This window comes from Fontimonas sp. SYSU GA230001 (genome assembly GCF_040066175.1).
Lineage (GTDB): Bacteria > Pseudomonadota > Gammaproteobacteria > Nevskiales > Nevskiaceae > Solimonas.
Genome location: NZ_JBEAAM010000008.1, coordinates 60950 through 82862, shown reverse-complemented (window position 1 = coordinate 82862; position 21913 = coordinate 60950). Strand labels below are relative to the sequence as shown.

Below are 21913 nucleotides of genomic sequence, written 5' to 3'. Positions count from 1 at the left end.
CATGACCGAGCTCAGCTGGCTGGTCCCCGCCGCAGCTTTCGCGATGGTATTCGTCATCGCCCTGCTCGCCGCTCGCGCGCTGTCGAGCGGCACCGCGGCGCGGCTCGAACAGCGTTTGCGCGCGATCAAGCTGGAAGGCGCCGAGGATTCCGCTGCGCCGATGATCCGCGAGCGCTACCTGCGCCGCTTCTCGCCTTTCGAGCGCCGCCTCGAAGAACTGCCGGGCATGGCAGCGGTGGCCCGGCTGATCGAACAGGCCGGTTACACCTTCCCCGCCTACCGCCTGGTCGGCCTCGCCGCGACGTTCGCGCTGGTCGGTGCGCTGCTGGCCTGGTGGTTCACGCATCACGCGGGACTGGTGCTGCTCGGCGCGCTGGTCGCCGCGGTGCTGCCGGTGCTGCAGATCTACGAGAAGCGCGGCGAGCGCCTGCGCCTGTTCGAGGAACAGCTGCCCGATGCGCTGGACATGATGGCGCGCGCGCTGCGCGCCGGTAATCCGCTGGTCGAGACCTTCCGCTTCGCCGCCGAGGAGATGGATGAACCCGTCTCCAAGGAACTGGGTACGACCTGGTCGCACCTCAATTACGGCGTCAGCCTCAAGGCGAGCTTCGACGACATGATCCGGCGCATGCCATGCACGAGCCTGCGCGCGATGGCGACCGCGATCCTCGTGCAGCGCGAGACCGGCGGCAACCTCGCCGAGATCCTCGACAAGATCTCCGCGGTGCTGCGGCAGCGCTTCCGCTTCCAGCGCCGCGTGCGCACGCTGACGGCGGAAGGACGCATGTCGGCCTGGGTGCTGATCCTGATGCCATTCGGGTTGTCCGTGCTTCTGAGCGTGACTTCTCCAGAGTATCTGCCAATGCTGTTAAGGGAACCGACCGGCCGCCTGCTGATCCTCGGTGCGGTCGGTCTGATGAGCATCGGCATCCTGTGGATCCGCCGCGTCATCCGCATCCGCATCTAGGACCCCGCACTCATGGACAGTCTGATCCACTCCCCCTACTTCGTCTGGATCTTCGGCGGCGCCATCGGCATCGCGCTGACGCTGTTCGCGCTGGTCACGCTGCGCACTTCCGGCGCGGTGCTCGACCCGACGCGCCGGCGCCTGCGCGACGTCGAGCAGACCGGCAATGTCGAGAATGAACCCGGCGTCCTCGGCCAGATCGGCGCGGCCATGCTGCCGCGCAGCGAACAGATCAGGCAGACGCTGAGCCTGTCGCTGCAGCAGGCCGGTTTCCGCGATCCGAGCGCCCTGGCGATCATGTACACGATCAAGGCGACTCTGGCGATGGCGCTCCCCGCGACGATCGTCGTGCTGTCGCTGAGTCTGCCGACCCTGCGCTTCGCACCCTCGACCATCGCGCTGCTGCTCGGCGCCGGCGCGCTGGCCGGCTGGTGGCTGCCGAACTACATCCTGTCCAAGCGCATCGAGTCGCGGCAGAGCCGGCTGATGGAGGGACTGCCGGACGCACTCGATCTGCTCGTCGCGTGCACCGAGGCCGGCCTCGGCCTCAATGCCGCGATCGAGCGCGTCGCCGAGCAGATGCCGGCCAGCAATCCGGAGCTCGCCGCCGAGCTCGCTCTGGTCAACAGCGAGATCCGCGCCGGCGTGGATCGGCTGGAAGCGTTGCGCAACCTCGCCACGCGCACCGGCCTCAAGGAAATCCGCGGCCTGGTGTCCCTGATCAATCACAGCATGCGCTTCGGCACCAGCATCGCCAGCACGCTGCGCGTGTACGCCGAGGAATTCCGCGACCGTCGCCTGCAGCGCGCGGAGGAACTGGCGGCGACGGTCGGCACCAAGCTGATCTTCCCGCTGATCTTCTGCATCTTCCCGTCGTTCTTCGTCGTCGCGGTCGGGCCGGCGATCATGGGCGTTCTCAAGGCCCTGAGCTACTGGCCGGACCGCTGACACTGGAGATCGAACCGGATGCCGCCTGCCACACTTCGTGGTTGCATCAACGTCGTCGCCGTCGTCGTGCTGCTGCTCACGAGCGCCTGCGCCAGCGTCGGCAAGCAGGCCCCGACCGGCAAGGACGCCGAGGCCCAGCAGTATCTGCAGACGGGCATGGCGGCCGCGCAGAAAGGTCAGCACGAGCTGGCGCTGTCGGAATACGTCAAGGGCCTGGCCGCCCAGCCGCGCAATGCCGAGCTTCATTTCCGTGTCGCCGAGTCACAGGTGGCCATCGGCAAGACCAGCGAGGCCGCCGTCACCTACCGGAGGGTCCTCGGCCTGCAGCCCGATCATGCCGGGGCGCTGCAGGGCCTCGGACTGCTGCTGCTCAAGCAGGGCCAGTACGAGCCGGCGACGAAACTGCTGACCCGGTCCGTCGAGCTGGACCCGACGTCCTGGCGCAGCCTCAACGGACTGGCGGCGATTGCGGACCTGAAACGTGACTACGCACAGGCACGCGACTACTACAACCGCGCGGTGGCCCTGCAACCGAACTCGCCGGTGCTGCTGAACAACCTCGGCTACTCGCGCTATCTGGCCGGTTCGCTGAGCGACGCACGCAGCTACTTCGAACAGGCGCTGCGCATCGACCCGCAGTACGGCCAGGCCTGGCGCAACCTCGGGCTGGTGATGGCACGCCAGGGCCAGCTGCGCGAGGCAGTGCGCGCCTTCAGCCAGACCATGCCGGAGGCCGAGGCGGCTTACACGACCGGCTACGTCTGCATGCTCGAAAACCGCCTCGCCGATGCGCAGAGCATGTTCCAGCGCGCCATCGACCTCTCGCCGTCGTACTATCCGGACGCCGAGGATGCCCTGGCACGCGTGAAAACCCTGCGCTCGGACCTGCGCAGCGAGGGCGAACCGTGAGCCAGCCCGCCCGGTTTGACGGCAACAGACGCGCTCTCTATCATTCCGCCCCCTATCGCACGGACGGTTAGCTCAGCGGTAGAGCACCGCTTTCACACGGCGGGGGTCACAGGTTCAAGCCCTGTACCGTCCACCAGACATCCGCAAATGAACCGCTGCGACCGTCCGGGCGCAGCGGTTTTTTCTTGTCCAAGAGCCCCGCCGATGAGCGCCGTCCGCCCCTTGATGCATGCCATTCAGAATCGCGATCTCGCGGCTGCGCGAGCGGCCCTGGAACGCGATGCCTCGCAGGCCACCGATCCCCTGCCCGGCGGGCTGTCGCCCTTGATGTTCGCGCTCTACAACGGCGCCCGCGACATCGCCGAGCTGCTCCAGTCATTCCGGCCGCTCGACGTGTTCGAGGCCGCCGCCAGCAACGACGCGCGCCGGGTCGCCGAACTGGTCAGCCGGGATCCGGAACTGCTGGACGCCCGCAGCGTCGATGGCTGGACACCGCTGCACCTCGCGGCGTTTCTCGGCGCACGGGACGCTCTGCTGGTGCTGATCGGCCTGGGCGCACCGATCGACGCCGTCTCGCAGAACCCGATGGCGAACACACCGCTGCACGCCGGCATTGCCGGAGCCGCAGGCGAAACGCTCGCCCCGCTGCTGATCGCGCTGGGCGCCGACACCGCTTACGTCGGCGGCAGTGGCGTTAACGCACTGCACCTCGCCGCGTCACGCGGCTTCGAGAATCTGTGCAGGCTGCTGCTGGCACGCGGCATCGACCGATCCCTTCGCACCGAGGACGGCAAGACCGCCGCCGAAATCGCCCGCGAGCGCGGCCACCTGGGCACGGCGGCGCTGCTGGAACTGGCGCTCGGCTGAGCGGATCAGCGCAAGCGGAAAATCCAGCGATCCGCACCGAGATAGTTGACCATCATGCCCGCAAGCGAGCCCGCCGCGACGCCCAACACCGGCCAGCGCGCGACCAGGGGCAGCGTCGCCAGCAGGCCGGCATAGACCGCGTAATTGACGGCACCGCCGCCGAGCATCGTCAGCAGGTAGCGGCCCCATTCGGTGGCGCGCGCAGATCCGCGGCGGTCGGCGAACGTCCAGTGGCGATTCAGCAGCCAGGTGACCGTCGCGGCGGACAGAAAGGACGGCACGCGCGCGAGGTAGGGATTCAGCGACAGACCCGCAAGCAGACCGTGCAGCACGCCCGCATCGACGACGAAACCGATCGCGCCGACCACCGCGAAGCGCGCCAGCCGTGCCGCGTCAGACCTCACGCGGACCGACTGCGAACGGCGGTGGCTGAGCCAAGTAAGCGAGCATGCGCAGCTCGCGCCGGCCGCGCGTGACCGTGTCGAGAATCAGCCCGGAGAAGAACGACAACGCCGCCAGCAACATCAACCCGGTGGACAGAATCGCCGTCGGGAAACGCGGCACCAATCCGCTGGCCAGCCATTCCAGGACGATGGGAATCGCGAGGATGACCGACGACGAGGCGAGCACGGCCGCGCCGATTCCGTAGAACAGCAGCGGCCGTTCGGCGCTGAACAGTTCGACCATCGTGCGCAGGATGCGCCAGCCGTCGCGCCAGGTGTTGAGCTTGCTGTGCGAGTCGTGCGGCCGTTCGCGGTAGGGGGTTTCGATCTCGACCACCGGCATGTTCAGCTGCAGCGCGTGCACGGTCAGCTCGGTCTCCGTCTCGAAGCCCGCGGACAGCGCCGGAAACGACTTGACGAAGCGCCGGCTGAACACGCGGTAGCCCGACAGCACATCCGCGCAGGGCCGTCCGAACAGATGCGCCAGGCCGGCGCTGAGCGCGCGGTTGCCGAAGGCATGGCCCGGACGGTAACTGTGGCCGGTGACATCGCGCCGGCTGGCCACGACCATGTCGGCACTCTGCTCCAGCAGCGCCGCGACCAGCCGCGGCGCACTCGCTGCATCGTAGGTGCCGTCGCCATCGACCAGCACATAGAGATCGGCATCGACGTCGGCGAACATGCGGCGCACGACATGGCCCTTGCCCTGCAGCCAGACGTGCGCGACCCGAGCGCCGGCGTCGCGCGCGAGCCGCGCGGTCTCGTCGCGCGAGTTGTTGTCGAAGACCCAGATACTGGCCGTCGGCAACGCGGCGCGGAAATCCTCGACCACCCGCGCGATGGTCGGCGCCTCGTCACGACACGGCACCAGCACGGCGATGCGCAGATCCGCGAGCTCCAGTCCTTGGCTTCGATCCTCGTTCACGAACCCTGCTCCCTGGCTGCCGCGCCGTCCGGCGCGGGGACGTCCGCAAGATGCACCCGGTACAAGCGCCACCCCGTTTCCGTGCCGGCGGACCAGGGCATCGGTTCCAGCCAGGACGGCACGTCACCGTCGGCGACGCGCTGCGCCAGCGTGCGCGCAGCGCCCTGCCCGCGCAGCGCGTGCTGGAAGGCCACACAACCCAGCACGTAGTCCACGCCGCGGCGGCGGACGATTTCCTCGGCCCGCCCGTCGCCGGCATCCATCCAGGCGCGGAAATTGTCCAGCATGCCCTGCACATTGTGATGATAGGGCCCGGCGACGATGCGATGGTGGGTGCGGTACAGCAGCTCGGGACCTCTGGTCAGGGCCGTCAGCATCGTCGCCGGGGGCAGCCGGTTCAGTTGCGCCGCGACCGGCTGGAGATTGCACAGATCGAGGTCCATCTCCCAAGGCAGTGGCGGGTAGAGCCTCGCCAGCGTCGTGTGCGTCAGCATCAGCAGACAGGGCGCCAGGCCCACACACAATGCGATGGCCAGCTCGCGCCGGGTCAGGGTCGCGTCGTCGTCCGCATTCATGCCGCGCAGCGTCGCCACGGCGGCCGACCAGGCCAGCGCGGCGGCGACGGCAGCGGCCGCACCCATGCGGATGTGCCAATAAGCCAGCGCCGCATAGCCCAGCGACATCATCGCCAGCGCCGCCAGCCAAAGGCTGCGGCGCTTCCACGCCGCCAGCGCTGCGATGAGTCCGGCGCACAGCGGCACGAGCACGTAGCGGGCGAACTTCTCCGGCCCTCGGGCGGGCTTCAGTTCGAGGATGTGATCCCAGAACAGTCGCCGCAGCTCCTCGGGGATCAGGCCGGCCGGCCCGTCGCGCACGCCGGGCACCACCCGCAGCCACAGTGCCGCACCCGCCAGCGCTGCGACCGTCATCCACGCCAGCGCGCGCGGCAGCGACCATCCTTGCCGGACGCAGGCGTCGGCGGCCAGCAGCAGGCCCGCGAGCAGGACTGCGAGCACCACGTAGGCGAGGCTGATGTGATCGAGCGCCCAGCGCGAGAAGCCCGCCGGCGGTGGGTCCACCGTCCAGCCCAGCATGATCATGAGCAGCAGCCCGACCGCGATCGGCCACAGCGCGCCGGACTGCGGGTGCTGCAGGCGCAGCGCGCTGCGCACGCCGGCGAGACCGACGACCATCGGCAGGGTCTCCGGCGAGATCCACAGCGCCAGCCCGAGCGACAGGCCGCCGCAGAGATCCAGCCACGGCCGCCGCTGTTGCGGCGGCTGCAGCAGGCAGGCCGCGGCCGCCGCCAGCGGCACCAGCATGAAGATGTGATGCGTGATCTGGATGATGTAGCCGTAGCCGCGCAGCGCAGCCGACGAAGCCAGGACCAGGCCGGACACCGCCACTGCCCGCGGTGTGCCGATCCGCACCAGCGCAAGCGCGACGAACAGCGCCACGGCGAGCATGCTGGCAAACGTCACTGCCGCACCGGCGTAGCGCAGCGCCGGTTCGCGCTCGAGACCGGCGACGCGCAACAGGCGGTGCAACTGCCATAGCGTCGCGGAATGCAGCATCGACCAGTGCAGCTGATTGCCGTCGGGCGCGTTGTCGCGGGCCACGAACGAGAAACTGCCACCCGGAACCCGATCGTTCAGCAGCACCAGCTTGTAGTAGCTGTCCGGGTTGCGCAGCTGGGCATCCTGCAGACGCGGGACCGAGGTCGGAAACTGCAGCACGCACACGATGGCGACGAGGCCGACCGCCACCGCGACGGCCAGCGCGACGCTGCGACGCCGGGACGGCCTGATGTCGGGTTCGCGGCTCACTGCGCCAGGCTCACCCGATACAGCCGCCAGCCGGTCTGGATGCCCGCCGGCCAGGGCATCGGCTCCAGCCACTCCGGCACGTCACCATCCACGACACGCTGCATCAGCGTGCGCTGCCCGGCCTCACCCTGCAGCGCGGCCTGGTAGCGCACACAGCCGAGCACGTAGCCAATGCCGCGGCGCCGCAGGATCTCCTGCACGCGGCCATCGCCCGCGTCCAGCCAGGCACGGAAGCTGTCGAGCATGCCGTCGGCGTTGTGATGATAGGGACCGGCGATGACCCGATGATGGGTCCGGTACAGAAACTCCGGGCCGCTGACCAGCGGAGTCAGGAAGGTCGCCGATGGCAAACGATTGAGCGTATCCGCGATCGGCGCCAGGCTGCAGGTCGCATCCGCCTGCCGGATCTTCTCGACCACCGCCGCGGGCAGCGACAGCTGGTACGCGATCAGCTGCGCATGCGGCAGCAGCGCGACGCACAACGCGGCACCGAGCTCGCGTGCCGACAGACTGCCGTCGTTGCGCGGATCCATCGCGCGCATCGTGGCTGCGCCCGCGGCGATGGCCAGCGCCGCCGCGACCGACGCCGCGGCGCCCATGCGCATGTGCCAGATACCCAGCAGCGCGTAACCGAGCGCGAGCATGGCCAGTGCGCCGTGCCACAGGCTGCGCTGCCGCCAGCCTGACACGGCGGCAAGGGCCGCAGCGGCGAGCGGCATCGTCAGGAAGCCGATCCATTCCGCGGTCAGCCGCACGCCGCGCAGTTCGACGATGTCACCCCAGAACAGGCGGCTCAGCTCGTCGGGAACCAGCCCCTGCGGTCCCTGCCGCGCGCCGGGGACGAGCAGGAGCCAGGACAGGACCGCGATCGCGCCCAGCACCACCAGCGCGGGCAACGAGCGCCGCAGTGGGACACGCCGGCTCGCGCACAGGTCACCGGCGGCGAGCAGTCCGGCGAGCAGCACGACTAGTGAAACGTAGGCCAGGCTGATGTGATCGAGCGCCCACACACTGAAGCCGGGCGGCGGCGGATCGACCGTCCAGGCCAGCAGTGTGGTGGCGACGAGGCCGGCAGCGATCGGCCCGAGCGCCGCCGACTGCGCATGCTGCAGGCGCAAGGCCAGCCGCACCCCGGCCAGTCCGACGAGAAACGGCATGGTTTCGGGGGATACCCAGAGGGCCAACCCCAGCAGTGCCCCACCCAGGACGTCGATCGACGGCCGCCGCAGCTGCGGCGGCTGCAGCAGACAGGCTGCGGCGGCGGCCAGCGGCACCAGCATGAAGATGTGATGCGTGATCTGCACGACCCGGCCGTAGGCGAACATCGGCACGGACGACGCGAGCACGAGGCCGGTGACCATCACCGGGCGCGCCGGCGCGATGCGGGTCGCGGCCAGACCGACGAAACCGGCCACCAGCAGCACGCTGAGCACCGTGAGCGCCCCGCCGGCATAGCGCAGGGCCTCGTCCTCGCCGATGCCCAGCCAGCGCAATGGCCGATGCGAAGCCCACAGGGTGACGCTGTACGGCAGCGACCAGTGCACCCAGCTGCCGTCCGGTGCGTTGTCGCGCGCCACCCAGTTGAAGGGTGCGGACGGCGCGCGGTCGCGCAGCAGAACCAGCCGGTAGTAGCTGTCCGGGTTGGGCAGATCGGCGTCGATCAGCAACGGCAGTTCGCGCCAGACCTGCACCGCCTGCACGATGGCGACGAGCACGACGGCGATCATCACCGCCGCGGCCGGACTCGTGGACCCTCGATGCAGGACGCGTCGTGACTCCGTCATGCCAAGGTTCTTGCCGCGCTGCGCCGGGCACGAAAGAAGGCGCGCAACAGCTCGCCGCATTCCCGTTCCAGCACTCCGCCCTGCCACTCGACGATGTGATTCAGGCGCGGGCGGGCGATGACGTCATAGACCGAACGCACGGCACCGGCCTTCGGATCCCAGGCGCCGAACACCAGGTGCGCGACGCGCGCGTGCACGATCGCGCCGGCGCACATCACGCAGGGTTCGAGGGTGACGTACAGGGTCGTATCGAGCAGGCGGTAGTTGCCGATGCGCTGCGCCGCCTGGCGCAGCGCGACCATCTCGGCATGGGCACTCGGATCGTGCGCGCCGATCGGCTGGTTCCAGCCCTCGCCGACGATGCGCTGCCCATGCACGACGACGGCACCGACCGGCACCTCGCCCATGGCTTGCGCGCGATGCGCGAGCATCAGCGCATGGCGCATGTAGGCTTCGTCGCGGGCCTGCTGCTCCGGCGAGCGTGGCGGCTCGGCGTAGATGAACAGGCCCTCGGACATGGCGTTCGTTCTATCCGGCGAACGCCGAGCGCATCGTCCAGGCACCGATCAGGATGAAGCCGGCGCCGGCGACGATCTGCAGCTGCTTCGGATTGACGTGCTGCGCCAGCCAGGTGCCGGCGAGCACGCCGATGCCGGCGGCGACCACCAGCGCCGAAGCCGAACCGGCGAACACGGTCCACTTCGACGCCGGCTTGTCGGCCGAGAACAGCAGCGTCGCCAGCTGCGTCTTGTCCCCCAGTTCGGCGAGAAAGACGGTGGCAAAGACCGTCGCAAAAATCTTCAGATCCACGTTCACTCCCACTCGATCGTGGCGGGTGGCTTCCCGCTGACGTCGTACACCACACGCGACACGCCCGGAATCTCGTTGACGATGCGCCGCGAGCAGACGTCCAGCAGCTCGTAGGGCAGATGGGCCCAGTGCGCGGTCATGAAGTCGATGGTCTGCACGGCGCGCAACGCGATGACCGGCTCGTAGCGGCGGCCGTCCCCGGTCACACCGACGCTCTTCACCGGCAGGAAGACCGCGAAGGCCTGGCTGGTCTTGTCGTACCAGCCGGCACGTCGCAGTTCCTCGATGAAGATGTGGTCGGCCAGACGCAGCGTGTCGGCGGCCTGCTTGGTGACCTCGCCGAGGATGCGCACGCCCAGTCCGGGGCCCGGGAACGGATGGCGATAGACCATCTCGCGCGGCAGGCCCAGCTCGACACCGATCGTGCGCACCTCGTCCTTGAACAGCTCGCGCAGCGGCTCGACCAGCTGCATCTTCATGCGCTCGGGCAGCCCGCCGACGTTGTGGTGCGACTTGATGACGTGTGCCTTCTTGGTCTTGGCGCCGGCCGATTCGATGACGTCCGGGTAGATCGTGCCCTGCGCGAGGAACTCGACGCCTTCGAGCTTCGCCGCCTCCTCCTCGAAGACCTCGACGAACAGCCGGCCGATGATCTTGCGCTTGGCCTCCGGGTCGCCCACACCCTTGAGCGCCGCCAGGAAGCGCGCCTCGGCATCGACGCGGATCACCTTCACGCCCAGATGATCGGCAAAGATCTTCATCACCTGGTCGCCTTCGTGGTGACGCAGCAGACCATGGTCCACGAATACGCAGGTCAGCTGATCGCCGATCGCACGGTGCAGCAGCGCTGCGACCACCGAGGAATCGACGCCCCCGGACAGGCCCAGCAGCACCTTCCTCGCGCCGACCTGCGCACGCACGCGCGCGATCGCATCGTCGATGATGTTGCCCGGCGTCCAGGCACTGCCACAGCCGCAGATCTCGTGCACGAAGCGCGCATAGATGCGCTGGCCCTGCGTGGTGTGCGTGACCTCCGGATGGAACTGCAGCGCGTAATAGCCGCGCGCCTCGTCGGCCATGCCGGCGATCGGCACGTCCTTGGTCGAGGCGATCAGCTTGAAGCCGGACGGCAGCGCGGACACGTGATCGCCGTGCGACATCCACACGTCGAGCAGACCGTGCCCCTGGTCATTGACCCGGTCCTCGATGTCCCTGAGCAGGCGCGAATGGCCACGCGCGCGGACTTCTGCGTAGCCGAACTCCCTGACCGTGCCCGGATCGACCTTGCCGCCGAGCTGCGCCGCCATCGTCTGCATGCCGTAACAGATGCCGAGCACCGGCACGCGCAAGTCCCAGACCGCCTGCGGCGCGCGCGGCGAATTCGGCTCGATCACCGATTCCGGGCCGCCGGACAGGATCACGCCGCGAGGCGCGAACGCGCGGATCTCGTCGTCGGCCATGTCCCAGGGATGCAGCTCGCAATAGACGCCCAGCTCGCGCACGCGGCGCGCGATCAGCTGCGTGTACTGGCTGCCGAAATCGAGAATCAGGATCTTGTCGGAATGGATGTTCATCGATGTCAACGAAAAGCCCCGGCGGACCGGGGCGTGTTCGGGCCCTATTCCACCCGGTAATTGGGCGCTTCCTTGGTGATCGTCACGTCGTGCACGTGCGACTCCTTGATGCCGGCGGCGGTGATCTTGACGAAGCGCGTCTTCGTGCGCAGGTCCTCGATCGTCTGGCAGCCGGTGTAGCCCATGCTCGCGCGCAGGCCGCCGACCATCTGGTGCACGATCGCCGCCATCGGCCCCTTGTAGGGCACGCGACCCTCGATGCCTTCCGGCACCAGCTTCTCCAGTTCGGAGGTCGCGTCCTGGAAGTAGCGGTCCTTGGAGCCCTGCGCCATCGCGCCGAGCGAACCCATGCCGCGGTAGGACTTGTACGAACGGCCCTGGTACAGCTCGACCTCGCCGGGCGCCTCCTCGGTGCCGGCCAGCATCGAGCCGACCATCACCGCGTAGGCACCGGCCGCGAGTGCCTTGGCGAAATCGCCGGAGTAGCGCACACCGCCATCGGCGATCAGCGGCACGCCCTTGTTCTTGAGGGCTTCGGCGACATGCATCACCGCGCTGATCTGCGGCACGCCGACACCTGCGACGACACGCGTCGTGCAGATCGAACCCGGGCCGATGCCGACCTTGACGGCGTCCGCGCCCGCATCGACCAGCGCCAGCGCCGCGTCGCCGGTGGCGATGTTGCCGCCGATCACCTGCAAGCCGTCGCCGTACTGTTTCTTGATCGCCGCGACGCGATCGATGACACCCTTGGAATGACCGTGCGCGGTATCGACGACGACGACATCGACGCCCGCCTCGACGAGGCGCGCGACGCGATCGTCCGTGTCCGGCCCGGTACCGACCGCGGCGCCGACGCGCAGGCGGCCCGCATCGTCCTTGCAGGCGATCGGGTAATCGGTGGATTTCTGGATGTCCTTGACGGTGATCATGCCGCGCAGCTGGAACTTGTCGTTGACCACCAGCACCTTCTCGATGCGATGCTGGTGCAGCTTGGCGATCACCTCGTCCTTGGACGCGCCTTCGCGCACCGTGACCAGGCGCTCCTTGGGCGTCATCACCTTGGACACCGGCTCGCCGTAACGCGTCTCGAAGCGCAAGTCGCGGCTGGTGACGATGCCGACCAGATTCTTGCCATCGACGACGGGCACGCCGGAAATCCGGTTGGCGCGCGTCAGCTTGAGCACTTCGCCGACGGTCATGTCCGACGGCACGACGATCGGGTCGGTGATCACGCCCGATTCGTACTTCTTGACCGCGCGGACTTCGCGGGCCTGCGCCTCCGCCGGCATGTTCTTGTGGACGATGCCGATACCGCCCTCCTGCGCCAGCGCGATCGCCAGCTTGGACTCGGTCACCGTGTCCATCGCCGCCGACAGCAGCGGGATGTTGAGCGTGATGCGGCGCGTCAGCTGCGTGCGCAGGTCCACCTGCCGGGGCAGCACCTCCGAGAACGCGGGCAGCAGCAGCACGTCGTCAAAGGTGAGCGCTTCGGACTGGATACGCATGGCGGGGGCCTAGTTGAGTAGGCGGGTCATTATATGCGATCGGCGCCCCGCCTCGCTGCGCCCGGCCGCGACTTTCCGTAAGCTGCGCGGCGATGGCCACGCCTTCCGCCACCCGCACGATCTACGAGGTTTCAGAACTGGCGGACATCCTGCGCGCGCTGGTCGAGGATGCACTGCCGCGCGTCTGGGTGCAGGGTGAGATCTCCAACCTTTCGCGGCCGGCGTCCGGCCACTGGTATTTCACCCTCAAGGACGCCGGCGCGCAGCTGCGCTGCGCGATGTTCCGCAACGCCAACCTGCACGTGCGTCCGGTCCCGCAGAACGGCGACCGCGTCCTGGTGCGCGCCCAGGTCAGCGTCTATACCGCACGCGGCGACCTGCAGCTGATCTGCGAGCACCTGGAACCTGCCGGCGAGGGTGCGCTGCTGCGCGCCTTCGCGGAACTCAAGAAACGCCTCGCTGCCGAGGGTCTGTTCGACGAGGCACTCAAGCGTCCCATCCCGCGCGTGCCGCACCGCATCGGCGTGATCACCTCGGCCAGCGGCGCTGCGATCCACGACATCCTGACCACGCTGCAGCGCCGCTTCCCGCTGGCGCCGGTCGATCTCTACCCGGTGCCGGTGCAGGGCGAGGACGCGCCGCCGGCGATCGTCTGCGCCTTGCAGGAGCTGCCGCGGCGCGCGCCCGTCGAGGTCGTCATTCTCGCGCGCGGCGGTGGCTCGCTCGAAGACCTGTGGGCGTTCAACGACGAGCGTGTCGCGCGCGCGATCCGCGCCTGCGCCGTCCCGGTGGTCTGCGGTGTCGGCCACGAGGTGGACGTGACGATCGCCGACTTCGCCGCCGACCTGCGCGCGCCGACGCCGACCGCCGCCGCCGAGCGCGTGGCGCCCGACATCGCCGACTGGCGTCGCACGATCGACGAAAGCCGGTCGCGCATCGCCGCGCTCTTGCGCCGGCGCCTCGTTCTGGGCAGCGAGCGGCTGCAAAGCCTCGACCTGCGCCTGCACGCCCAGCATCCGGGCCGGCGCCTGTTCGACCGCGCGCAGCGTCTCGACGAGCTGCATCTGCGCCTCGCACGCGGACTGCGGCACGCCTGGGCCCGCCAGAATCATCGTCTCGACCGGCTACGGGCGATGCTGCAGGCTCAATCGCCGGCGCTGCGCCTGCGCGCGCAGCAACACGCCCTCGACCAGCTCGGCGCGCGCCTGCGCGTCGCCATGCGTCGCCGCCTGGATCTCGCCGCCGCACAACAGCAGCGCCATGCCGCGCTGCTCGACGGCGTGAACCCGCGCGCGGTACTCGGCCGCGGCTACGCGATCGCCCTCGACGCACAGGGACGTGCGCTGACCGATGCCGCGCAGGCACGCGTCGGCGACGTCCTGCACCTGGTCCTGGCACGTGGGGAGATCGACACGCGCGTCGTGCCGCCCATGACTCGGGAACCGGAGAGCGGGAACCAGTAAAAGAGGACGCACCTCCATCGGCGACTGTTACGATTGTGTCTCCCACGTCCCGACTCACGTCCCCATGGCCTGGCTGCAGTTGCGCGTCCACACCCGACACCCGGAATTCGCCGACGAGGTGCTGCAGGCACACGGCGCGAGTGCGGTCAGCTTCATCGACGCGGTCGATGATCCGGTGCTCGAACCCGCGCCCGGCGAGACGCCGCTGTGGCCGCACACGGTCACGCGCGGACTGTTCGCCGAGGACACGGATCTGGCGCCGGTCATCGCCAGCCTGCGCGAGCTGCTGCCCGACGGTGCGGAACTGCGCTGCGAACGCGAGCTGATCGAGGACCAGGACTGGGTGCGTATCTGGCTCAAGGACTGCCCGCCACTCCGCTTCGGCGAGCGCCTCTGGGTCGTGCCGCGCGAGAAGGTCGGCGAAGTGAACCAGGCCGACGCGGTGATCCTGCGCCTGGATCCGGGTCTCGCCTTCGGCACCGGCACGCATCCGACGACGGCCCTGTGCCTCGAATGGCTCGCCGGCCAGGACCTGCGTGGACGGACCGTGCTCGACTACGGCTGCGGCTCCGGCGTGCTGGCGATCGCCGCGCTGCTGCTCGGCGCCGAACGGGCCGTGTGCGTGGACATCGACCCGCAGGCGCTGACCGCCACGCGTGACAACGCCGCCGAGAACGGCGTCGGTACGCGCGTCACGACGCTGCTTGCGCAGGACTTCGTGCCTGTCCCGGCCGACGTCGTCGTCGCCAACATCCTCGCCAATCCGCTGATCGAACTCGCACCGCTGCTCGCACGCAGCATCGTGCGCGGCGGACGCCTCGCGCTGGCCGGACTGCTCGATCGTCAGGCCGAGGAAGTGCGCTCCGCTTACACGCCCTGGTTCACGTTCGACGGCGATGTCTCGCGCGAAGGCTGGACACGGATCAGCGCGCACAGGACATAGCGGATCGTTTCCGCGAACGGCTTCCGTCACTTGCGCGATGTTCCACGACACGCGATCAGTCACGTGCCGCCGACAGCATCGCCTCGGCTTTTGCGCCGCGCGGCGCAGGAGTATGATTGCCGCCCCCTGACGGGGACTGCGCATCATCAGGGAGCGCCGCCGGTCATACGCGCCGGCCGCGACGCGCAGCATGTCGAGGATCCGCACATGGCCGTACATCGCCCTTCTGACATCAAGCCGCTCGGGCATTCGGTACAGGAATCGGTGGACGATTTCTTCCGCACGCTGAACGGCCACGCGCCGAAGAACCTCTACGACCTGTTCCTCGACCAGGTCGAACCGCCGCTGCTGCGCGCGACGCTGCGCTACTGCCACGGCAACCAGTCGCGCGCCGCCGACATGCTCGGCCTGAATCGCGCGACCCTGCGCAAGAAGCTCAAGCAGTACAAGATCAGCGCCGACTCGCACAAGCTCTGACCGCCGGCGCGGTCTTCTCGTCTCCTCCGATTCCGTCACCTCATGAGAACGCCCGTCCGTCGCGCGCTGCTGTCCGTTTCCGACAAATCCGGCATCGTCGAATTCGCCCGTGAGCTGTCCAGGCGCGGCGTCGCGCTGCTGTCCACCGGCGGCACCTACAAGCTGCTGCGCGAGTCGGGGCTCGATGCCACCGAGGTGTCCGCGCACACCGGCTTCCCCGAGATCATGGACGGGCGTGTCAAGACGCTGCACCCGAAGATCCACGGCGGCCTGCTCGGTCGCCGCGACATCGATGCGTCGGTGATGGAACAGCACGGCATCGCACCGATCGACCTGCTGGTCGTCAACCTCTATCCCTTCGAGGCGACGGTCGCCAGGCCCGGTTGCAGCGACGAGGACGCGATCGAGAACATCGACATCGGCGGCCCGGCGATGCTGCGCGCGGCGGCCAAGAACCACGCCTGGGTCGGCGTGCTGACCGATCCGGCCGACTATCCCCAGGTGCTCGCCGAGATCGACGGCGGCGGCATCGAGGCCGCGACGCGCCGGCGCCTCGCGCTGAAGACCTACGCGCTGACCGCGCGCTACGACGCCGCGGTGTCGGCCTACCTGTCGAGCGTGCTCGACGACGGCTCGCGCGAGCCCTTCCCCGGCGTGCTCGGCCTGCAGTTCGACAAGCAGCAGACGCTGCGCTATGGCGAGAACCCGCACCAGCGCGCGGCGTTCTACGTGGAGCGCAAGCCGGAGAGCGGCACGATCGCCGCCGCGCGCCAGCTGCAGGGCAAGGAGCTGTCGTACAACAACATCGCCGACGCCGACGCGGCGCTCGAATGCGTCAAGACGTTCGCCGAACCAGCCTGCGTGATCGTCAAGCACGCCAATCCCTGCGGCGTCGCGGTGCGCGCGAGCATCCGTGAAGCCTACGAGCAGGCTTTCCGCACCGATCCGACCTCGGCCTTCGGCGGCATCATCGCCTTCAACCGCGAACTCGACGGTGACACCGCGAAGCTGATCGTCGAGCGCCAGTTCGTCGAAGTGATCATCGCGCCGGCCGTCAGCGCCGCGGCGCGCGCGGCGGTGGCTGCCAAGCAGAACGTGCGGCTGATGGAATGCGGCGCCTTCCCGGCGCAGCGCGCAGCGGCCTGGGACTACAAGCGCGTCGCCGGCGGCCTGCTGGTGCAGGATGCCGACATCGCGACGATCGACGCATCGGCGCTCAAGGTCGTGACCAGGCGCCACCCCAGCGAAGCCGAACTGCGCGATCTGCTGTTCGCGTGGCAGGTCGCGCAGTTCGTGAAGTCCAATGCGATCGTCTATGCGCGCGACCGCATGACGATCGGCGTCGGCGCCGGGCAGATGAGCCGCGTCTATTCGGCAAAGATCGCCGGCATCAAGGCCGCCGACGAGAAGCTCGAAGTGTCCGGCTCGGTGATGGCCTCGGATGCGTTCTTCCCGTTCCGCGACGGCATCGACGCGGCGGCGCAGGCCGGCATCACCGCGGTGATCCAGCCCGGCGGTTCGATGCGCGACTCCGAGGTGATCGCCGCCGCCGACGAAGCCGGCATGGCGATGGTCTTCACCGGCATCCGCCACTTCCGGCACTGAGGCCGCGGCCCTCCCTCACTTGCCGAGATAGAGGTCGCCGCTGAAGCTGTTCAGCTCGATGCGGCCGCTGCCTGCACCCAGGGTCGCCTGCGCCTGCCGGCGATCGCTGCCGGGACGGGCATAGTCACCCGACAGCTCGCCGCTGAAGGTCTTCAGGTTCACGACCGCGTCCGGCGCCTGCGCCAGGCGCACGCGGATGTCGCCGGACAGTGACTCGGCGCGCAGCGTCCCGGCGGCATCGAGCCCGGCTTCCAGCAGCACGTCGCCGGACACCGACTTGACGGCCACCGAGCGCAGCCCGCCGCCGGCGAGCTGCACGTCGCCGGATACCGTCTCGGCCGTCACCGACCCGCCCTTGAGACCGCGGGTGCGGATGTCGCCGCTGACGGTCTGCAGCCGCGCTTCGCGCGCCGGCGCTTCACAGACCACATCGCCGCTGACGCTGTTGAGCGCGATGGTCTCGGCTTCGGTCCGCACGTCGATGTCGCCGCTGACGGAATTGACGGTCAGCGCACCGCGCGTCGCGCTGACCCGCACGTCGGCGCTGACCGCGTCGAGCGCCAGCGTCGCGCCTCGCGGGACCTGGATCCGCAGGGTGGATTCCTCGACCCCGCCCTTGAGCTTGTTGGGGTAGCGCACCCGCACGACGAGGCTGCGCGCATCGCCGTCGATGTCGAGCTTCTCGACATCCGACCCCAGCTGGCCAGCGATGGCGACCTCGTTGCGGTCCCACCCGCTGACCTCGATCGAACCCGCGAGATTGCTGACCGACAGGCGGCCGTCTGCGTCCAACGGCCGTTTCTCGTCGATCGGTGTTCCCGCCCAAACCGGCGCCGCCAGCAGCAGCGCGGCAATGTTGATGCCGATGGGTTTCATGGTGCCCTCCTTCATGTCTGTTGCAGCCGCGCCTTGAGCGCGCCGCGCTGATCCCGCACCGTCTGCAGCAGGCGTTGCAGGGACTCGGACTCGGGATCCTGTTCGAGCGCCCGCTCCAGTTCGCGTTCGGCGTGCTGGACGATGCGCAGGTTCGCCTTGAGCAAGGCCTGCTGCTGGGGATGCACGCGGCCCGGTCGCGCCGCGGAAGCGGATGACACCGACATCGCCGTCGCCGCCGCCGGCCCCGCCTGCGGACCGGGCGCGTTGCGCCACAGACCGACGGACAGGGCCGCCACGACACTCGCCGCCAGCGCGAAGCCGGCCCACGGCCGCACGCTGCGGCGCCGCCGCGTCCCGATACGCGCCGCGATGTCCGGCCAGAGGTCGCGCTCCGGGAACCGTTCCCGACGCAGGCCGTGCAGCTGCGGCAGCACTTCGCCGTCGTGTTCGTCGTCGGTGCTCATGACAACCACTCCTTCATCAGTTTGCGGGCGCGGTGCAGCTGCGCCTTCGACGTGCCGACCGCGATGCCGGTCAGCCCGGCGATCTCGTCGTGCCGATAACCCTCGACATCGTGCAGAATCAGGACCGCGCGCGCGCCCTTGGGCAGCTTCGCCAGGGCACGCTCGACATCGATGCGATCGCCGGCCCGCTGCTGTGGGCAGTCGCCGGGCGCAGCGAGCCCCTGGTCGCCGTCCGCATCACCGGCCGTGTCCTCGAAACTGACCCAGCGCCTGAGAAGCCGGTGCTCGCCCAGCACGAGATTCACCGTCAGTCGGTGCAGCCAGGTCGAGAACTCGGACTCGCCGCGGAAGCTGCCGAGCTTTTCCCAGGCGCGGACGAAGGCATCCTGCGTGTATTGCTCGGCCTTGACGCGATCGCCATCGACCAGGCGCACGCACAGGCCGTAGATGCGGCCGACGTGGCTGCGGTACAGCGTCTCGAAGGCACGCGCGTCGCCGTCCGCCGCCCGGCGCACCAGCGCCACGTCGCCACCCGATGCCGCCCGGTCGAGACCCGCTGGCTGCACGCCGTCGTCACCTTCGAAAGTACACGTCATGCCCGTCATCCCCCGTTGGATGCCGGACCGCGGTCCAGGGTTTGAAGCCATGCATAATGGCCGCCCCCGCAGACCCGCGCCGGATGGAGATTGTGGATGCGCCGCAGCTTCGATGTCGCTACATCGGTCCTCGCCAGCAGCGCCGCGCTCTGGCGCGGGACGGACAGTTTCCGGCCCGCGCGGCGCCAGCCGGAACAGCTGCTGCGCCTGTACGACATGGAAGGCTGCCCGTACTGCCGGCTGGTCCGGGAGACACTGACCGAACTCGATCTCGACGCGCTGATCCAGCCCTGTCCCAAGGGCGGCACACGCTTCCGTCCGACCGCGAAGCTGCTCGGCGGCAAGACCCAGTTCCCGTTCCTGCATGACCCCAACACCGGCGCACGCCTGTACGAGTCGCAGGACATCGCCGATTACCTCGCGCGCACCTACGACGGCCGGGCCCGCGCCAATCACGGTCTGCCGCGCATCCTGAACCTGGCCGGCAGCATGCTCGCCTCCGGCATCCGTCCGCGGGGCCTGCGTGCGCGGCCGTCGCGCGCACCGGAGCAACCGCTGGAGCTGTACAGCTTCGAGTCCAGCCCGTACTCGCGCCTGGTGCGCGAGGCACTCTGCGAACTGGAGCTGCCCTACGTCCTGCGCAACACCGGCAAGTCGCGCTGGACCGACATGGGGCCGCCGCTGTTCCGCGACCGGCTGTTCAAGGCCCCGGCCGACACCGGCCGCAACCGCAAGGCCTTGCACGATCGCAGCGGCCGCGTGCAGCTGCCGTATCTGATCGACCCGAACACCGGCACCGAGATGTTCGAGTCGGCGGACATCATCGCCTACCTCGAACGGACCTACGCGGCCTGAGACCATGGCCTTCGCGCTCGCTCCCGGCCGACCGCTGCGCGAGGCGCTCCGTCAGGCCGCGATCGCCGAGTGTGAACGCGCGCTCGAACACCTGCAGCGCGGCGAGTCCGCGGACATCCACGAGACACGCAAGAGCATCAAGCGCCTGCGCGCCTGGCTGCGACTGCTCAAGCCCGCGCTCGGCGATCGCTACGGCACGCTGGACCGCCTGCTGCGCGACGCGGGCCGGGCGCTGGCCGGGCGCCGCGACCGCGATGTCGCGCGCGCAACCCTACGCAGCCTGCGACGCGGCCGTCTGCTGAGCGCCGCGCAGTATGCCGCGCTGCTGCCGCAGCTCGACGCGCTCGCACCGACCGACACACCGCGCGCCGAGGCCGATACCGACGCCACGCATCTGCTGCGTGCAGCCGCGGTCTATCTCAGGTCACTGGAACTCCCGGAAATGGACGTGCACAGTCTCACGGAGGCGCTCGCGCGCAACCGCCGCCGCTGCCGGCGCCGCTGGCGCGACGCCCGCGCGCGGCCCACCGCTGAAGCGCTGCACGGCTGGCGCAAGTCGGTCAAGCACCTGGCGACACAATCCGCGCTGCTCGCGCCGCTGCTGCCCGATGCCGCCGGGGACGTCACTGCGCTCAAGGACCTCGGCGAGACCCTGGGCCTGCACCACGACCATCACCAGCTCGGTCTTCAGCTGCACGCCGACGAGCTGCCGGACACCGGCCTGCTGCGCCTGCGCCTGCACGACGCCCTGCGTACCCGCCTGCGGCAGCTCGAACAGCGCGCGCTGCGCCAGGGCAAGCGCCTGTTCAACTGACCGTCTGACGGCGCGAGCGGGCGCAGCGCTATCATCGCGCGGCTGATCCGAACCTTCGCCGATGCAGGAACCCGTCACCACCTGGTATCTGGAAATGCGCGCCCCGGCGCAGTTGCAGCGCGCCCGCGTGCCACAGCCGGCACCGCTGATCCTGCGCGCCGAGCTGCCGCTGCCGATGCTCAACCGCTTCCTCTACACCGCGGTCGGCGGCCACTGGTACTGGCGCGATCGTCTGGACTGGACCTATGCGCGCTGGATGCAGTGGCTCGACCGGCCGGAGCTGCAGACCTGGGTGATGTACGTGCGCGGCACGCCGGCCGGCTACGTCGAGCTGGAGTACCAGCCCGGCGACGACGTCGAGATCGCCTACTTCGGCCTGATGCGCGAATTCATCGGCCGCGGCCTGGGCGGACACCTGCTCAGCGAGGGCATCGCCCGCGCCTGGGACATGGGTGCGCGGCGCGTCTGGGTGCACACCTGCACGCTCGACGGCCCGGCTGCACTGGCCAACTACGAGGCGCGCGGCATGCTGCGCTATCACCAGGAAACGCGGCTGCACGACCCGCTCGGCGAGCCGGACGGCCCGTGGCCGGGATGGACGCGAGCATGAATCTCGATGGCTGGGCGCTGTTCGGCGCCGTCGCCAGTGCGCACGCGCTGGGCGTGATGTCGCCGGGACCGGACTTCGCGATGGTCACGCGCCAGTCGCTCGCGCTCGGACGCGCCGCCGGCGTGTGGACCGCCGCGGGGATCGGCAGCGGCATCCTGTTCCACGTCGCCTACGGCCTGTTCGGCCTGCGCTGGCTGACGCACCGGTTCCCGTGGAGCCTGGATGCGATCGCGCTCGCCGGCGCCGCCTTCTTGCTGTGGATAGGACTGCAGGCGCTGCGCGCGCAGCCGCAGACCATCGAAGACGACCGCATGCCGCCGGTAGCGCGGGGCAATGGCTGGCGCAACTACGGCATCGGGCTGGCCACCAATCTGCTCAATCCGAAGGCGACGCTGTTCTTCGTCGCGCTGTTCACGACCGTCGTCGCCGGACCGGTGAGCGTGACGATGATGGCCGTGCTGGCGCTGTGGCTGCCGCTGTCCACCTTCGCGTGGTTCGCGTTCGTCGCGCTGATGCTCTCGCATCCAGGCCTGCGCCGCGGCTTGCGTCGCCACGCGCACCGCATCGACCATGCCATGGGCATCGTGCTCGTGCTGCTCGGCGGCGCGGTGATCCTGCGCGCGCTCGCGCCCTGACTTCGGACCTCCCC

Annotated in this window: 23 protein-coding genes and 1 tRNA gene; 13 read left to right on the top strand and 11 right to left on the bottom strand. The window is 69.4% G+C overall.

Going from position 1 to position 21913, the window contains the following annotated elements; genetic code table 11:
- The first annotated feature begins 1 nt into the window (after window position 1).
- From AAG565_RS05105 to AAG565_RS05085, 5 genes are all read left to right on the top strand, one after another.
- Window positions 2-967 (top strand): type II secretion system F family protein, encoded by a 966-nt coding sequence (locus tag AAG565_RS05105; protein WP_348818476.1) that lies wholly within the window; start codon window positions 2-4, stop codon window positions 965-967.
- 12 nt (window positions 968-979) lie between these two features.
- Entirely contained in the window at window positions 980-1915 is a 936-nt protein-coding gene (locus AAG565_RS05100) for a type II secretion system F family protein (protein WP_348818475.1), read from the top strand.
- A gap of 18 nt (window positions 1916-1933) precedes the next feature.
- Window positions 1934-2824: a tetratricopeptide repeat protein gene (locus AAG565_RS05095; RefSeq protein WP_348818474.1), complete on the top strand. Its 891-nt coding sequence runs from the start codon at window positions 1934-1936 to the stop codon at window positions 2822-2824.
- Between the two features lie 61 nt (window positions 2825-2885).
- A tRNA-Val gene (locus AAG565_RS05090) sits at window positions 2886-2960 on the top strand.
- A gap of 11 nt (window positions 2961-2971) precedes the next feature.
- The gene (locus AAG565_RS05085; protein WP_348818473.1) at window positions 2972-3691 is read left to right on the top strand and encodes an ankyrin repeat domain-containing protein; all 720 of its coding nucleotides are present in this window, start codon (window positions 2972-2974) and stop codon (window positions 3689-3691) included.
- Window positions 3692-3696: 5 nt separating this feature from the next.
- Here the strand turns inward: AAG565_RS05085 and AAG565_RS05080 are convergent, their stop codons facing one another.
- The 8 genes from AAG565_RS05080 to guaB are packed head-to-tail and all read right to left on the bottom strand — an operon-like array spanning window position 3697 to window position 12561.
- Window positions 3697-4095: a GtrA family protein gene (locus AAG565_RS05080; protein WP_348818472.1), complete on the bottom strand. Its 399-nt coding sequence runs from the start codon at window positions 4093-4095 to the stop codon at window positions 3697-3699.
- Window positions 4085-5059, bottom strand: a complete 975-nt coding sequence (locus AAG565_RS05075; protein ID WP_348818471.1) for a glycosyltransferase — start codon at window positions 5057-5059, stop codon at window positions 4085-4087. Before AAG565_RS05075 ends, AAG565_RS05080 begins: the two co-directional genes overlap by 11 nt.
- Window positions 5056-6885: a hypothetical protein gene (locus AAG565_RS05070; RefSeq protein WP_348818470.1), complete on the bottom strand. Its 1830-nt coding sequence runs from the start codon at window positions 6883-6885 to the stop codon at window positions 5056-5058. Before AAG565_RS05070 ends, AAG565_RS05075 begins: the two co-directional genes overlap by 4 nt.
- Complete coding sequence (locus AAG565_RS05065; protein WP_348818469.1) at window positions 6882-8669, bottom strand: hypothetical protein; 1788 nt, start codon at window positions 8667-8669, stop codon at window positions 6882-6884. The genes AAG565_RS05070 and AAG565_RS05065 overlap by 4 nt, the downstream gene beginning before the upstream one ends.
- The gene (gene tadA / locus AAG565_RS05060) at window positions 8666-9187 is read right to left on the bottom strand and encodes a tRNA adenosine(34) deaminase TadA (RefSeq protein ID WP_348818468.1); all 522 of its coding nucleotides are present in this window, start codon (window positions 9185-9187) and stop codon (window positions 8666-8668) included. The genes AAG565_RS05065 and tadA overlap by 4 nt, the downstream gene beginning before the upstream one ends.
- A gap of 10 nt (window positions 9188-9197) precedes the next feature.
- Window positions 9198-9479, bottom strand: coding sequence for a TMEM165/GDT1 family protein (locus AAG565_RS05055; protein ID WP_348818467.1), 282 nt, complete (start codon window positions 9477-9479; stop codon window positions 9198-9200).
- Between the two features lie 2 nt (window positions 9480-9481).
- A complete protein-coding gene (guaA, locus tag AAG565_RS05050; RefSeq protein WP_348818466.1) occupies window positions 9482-11053 on the bottom strand; it encodes a glutamine-hydrolyzing GMP synthase in 1572 nt (523 codons plus the stop codon).
- 44 nt (window positions 11054-11097) lie between these two features.
- A complete protein-coding gene (gene guaB, locus AAG565_RS05045) occupies window positions 11098-12561 on the bottom strand; it encodes an IMP dehydrogenase (RefSeq protein WP_348818465.1) in 1464 nt (487 codons plus the stop codon).
- A gap of 92 nt (window positions 12562-12653) precedes the next feature.
- Between guaB and xseA the strand changes: the two genes are divergently transcribed.
- From xseA to purH, 4 genes are all read left to right on the top strand, one after another.
- On the top strand, window positions 12654-14024 hold the full coding sequence (xseA, locus tag AAG565_RS05040; protein ID WP_348818464.1) for an exodeoxyribonuclease VII large subunit: 1371 nt from the start codon (window positions 12654-12656) through the stop codon (window positions 14022-14024).
- A gap of 64 nt (window positions 14025-14088) precedes the next feature.
- Window positions 14089-14967, top strand: coding sequence for a 50S ribosomal protein L11 methyltransferase (gene prmA, locus AAG565_RS05035; protein WP_348818463.1), 879 nt, complete (start codon window positions 14089-14091; stop codon window positions 14965-14967).
- Between the two features lie 207 nt (window positions 14968-15174).
- Window positions 15175-15444: a helix-turn-helix domain-containing protein gene (locus tag AAG565_RS05030; RefSeq protein WP_348818462.1), complete on the top strand. Its 270-nt coding sequence runs from the start codon at window positions 15175-15177 to the stop codon at window positions 15442-15444.
- A 42-nt stretch (window positions 15445-15486) separates the two neighbouring features.
- Complete coding sequence (purH, locus tag AAG565_RS05025; protein WP_348818461.1) at window positions 15487-17049, top strand: bifunctional phosphoribosylaminoimidazolecarboxamide formyltransferase/IMP cyclohydrolase; 1563 nt, start codon at window positions 15487-15489, stop codon at window positions 17047-17049.
- Window positions 17050-17064: 15 nt separating this feature from the next.
- On the opposite strand, the gene AAG565_RS05020 is transcribed toward purH, so the two are convergent.
- Genes AAG565_RS05020 through AAG565_RS05010 form a run of 3 tightly spaced genes read right to left on the bottom strand, consistent with a single transcriptional unit; the run spans window position 17065 to window position 18985 of the window.
- Window positions 17065-17925 (bottom strand): DUF4097 family beta strand repeat-containing protein, encoded by an 861-nt coding sequence (locus AAG565_RS05020; protein WP_348818460.1) that lies wholly within the window; start codon window positions 17923-17925, stop codon window positions 17065-17067.
- 11 nt (window positions 17926-17936) lie between these two features.
- Entirely contained in the window at window positions 17937-18389 is a 453-nt protein-coding gene (locus AAG565_RS05015) for a hypothetical protein (RefSeq protein WP_348818459.1), read from the bottom strand.
- Window positions 18386-18985: an RNA polymerase sigma factor gene (locus AAG565_RS05010; protein ID WP_348818458.1), complete on the bottom strand. Its 600-nt coding sequence runs from the start codon at window positions 18983-18985 to the stop codon at window positions 18386-18388. Before AAG565_RS05010 ends, AAG565_RS05015 begins: the two co-directional genes overlap by 4 nt.
- Before the next feature lie 96 nt (window positions 18986-19081).
- Here AAG565_RS05010 and AAG565_RS05005 point away from each other — a divergent pair, with 96 nt between their 5' ends.
- The 4 genes from AAG565_RS05005 (at window position 19082) to AAG565_RS04990 (ending at window position 21899) form a co-directional block, all read left to right on the top strand.
- Complete coding sequence (locus AAG565_RS05005; protein ID WP_348818457.1) at window positions 19082-19840, top strand: glutathione S-transferase N-terminal domain-containing protein; 759 nt, start codon at window positions 19082-19084, stop codon at window positions 19838-19840.
- 4 nt (window positions 19841-19844) lie between these two features.
- Entirely contained in the window at window positions 19845-20654 is an 810-nt protein-coding gene (locus AAG565_RS05000) for a CHAD domain-containing protein (protein WP_348818456.1), read from the top strand.
- 61 nt (window positions 20655-20715) lie between these two features.
- The gene (locus AAG565_RS04995; RefSeq protein WP_348818455.1) at window positions 20716-21264 is read left to right on the top strand and encodes a GNAT family N-acetyltransferase; all 549 of its coding nucleotides are present in this window, start codon (window positions 20716-20718) and stop codon (window positions 21262-21264) included.
- On the top strand, window positions 21249-21899 hold the full coding sequence (locus AAG565_RS04990) for a LysE family transporter (RefSeq protein ID WP_348818563.1): 651 nt from the start codon (window positions 21249-21251) through the stop codon (window positions 21897-21899). The genes AAG565_RS04995 and AAG565_RS04990 overlap by 16 nt, the downstream gene beginning before the upstream one ends.
- The last annotated feature ends 14 nt before the right edge of the window (window positions 21900-21913 follow it).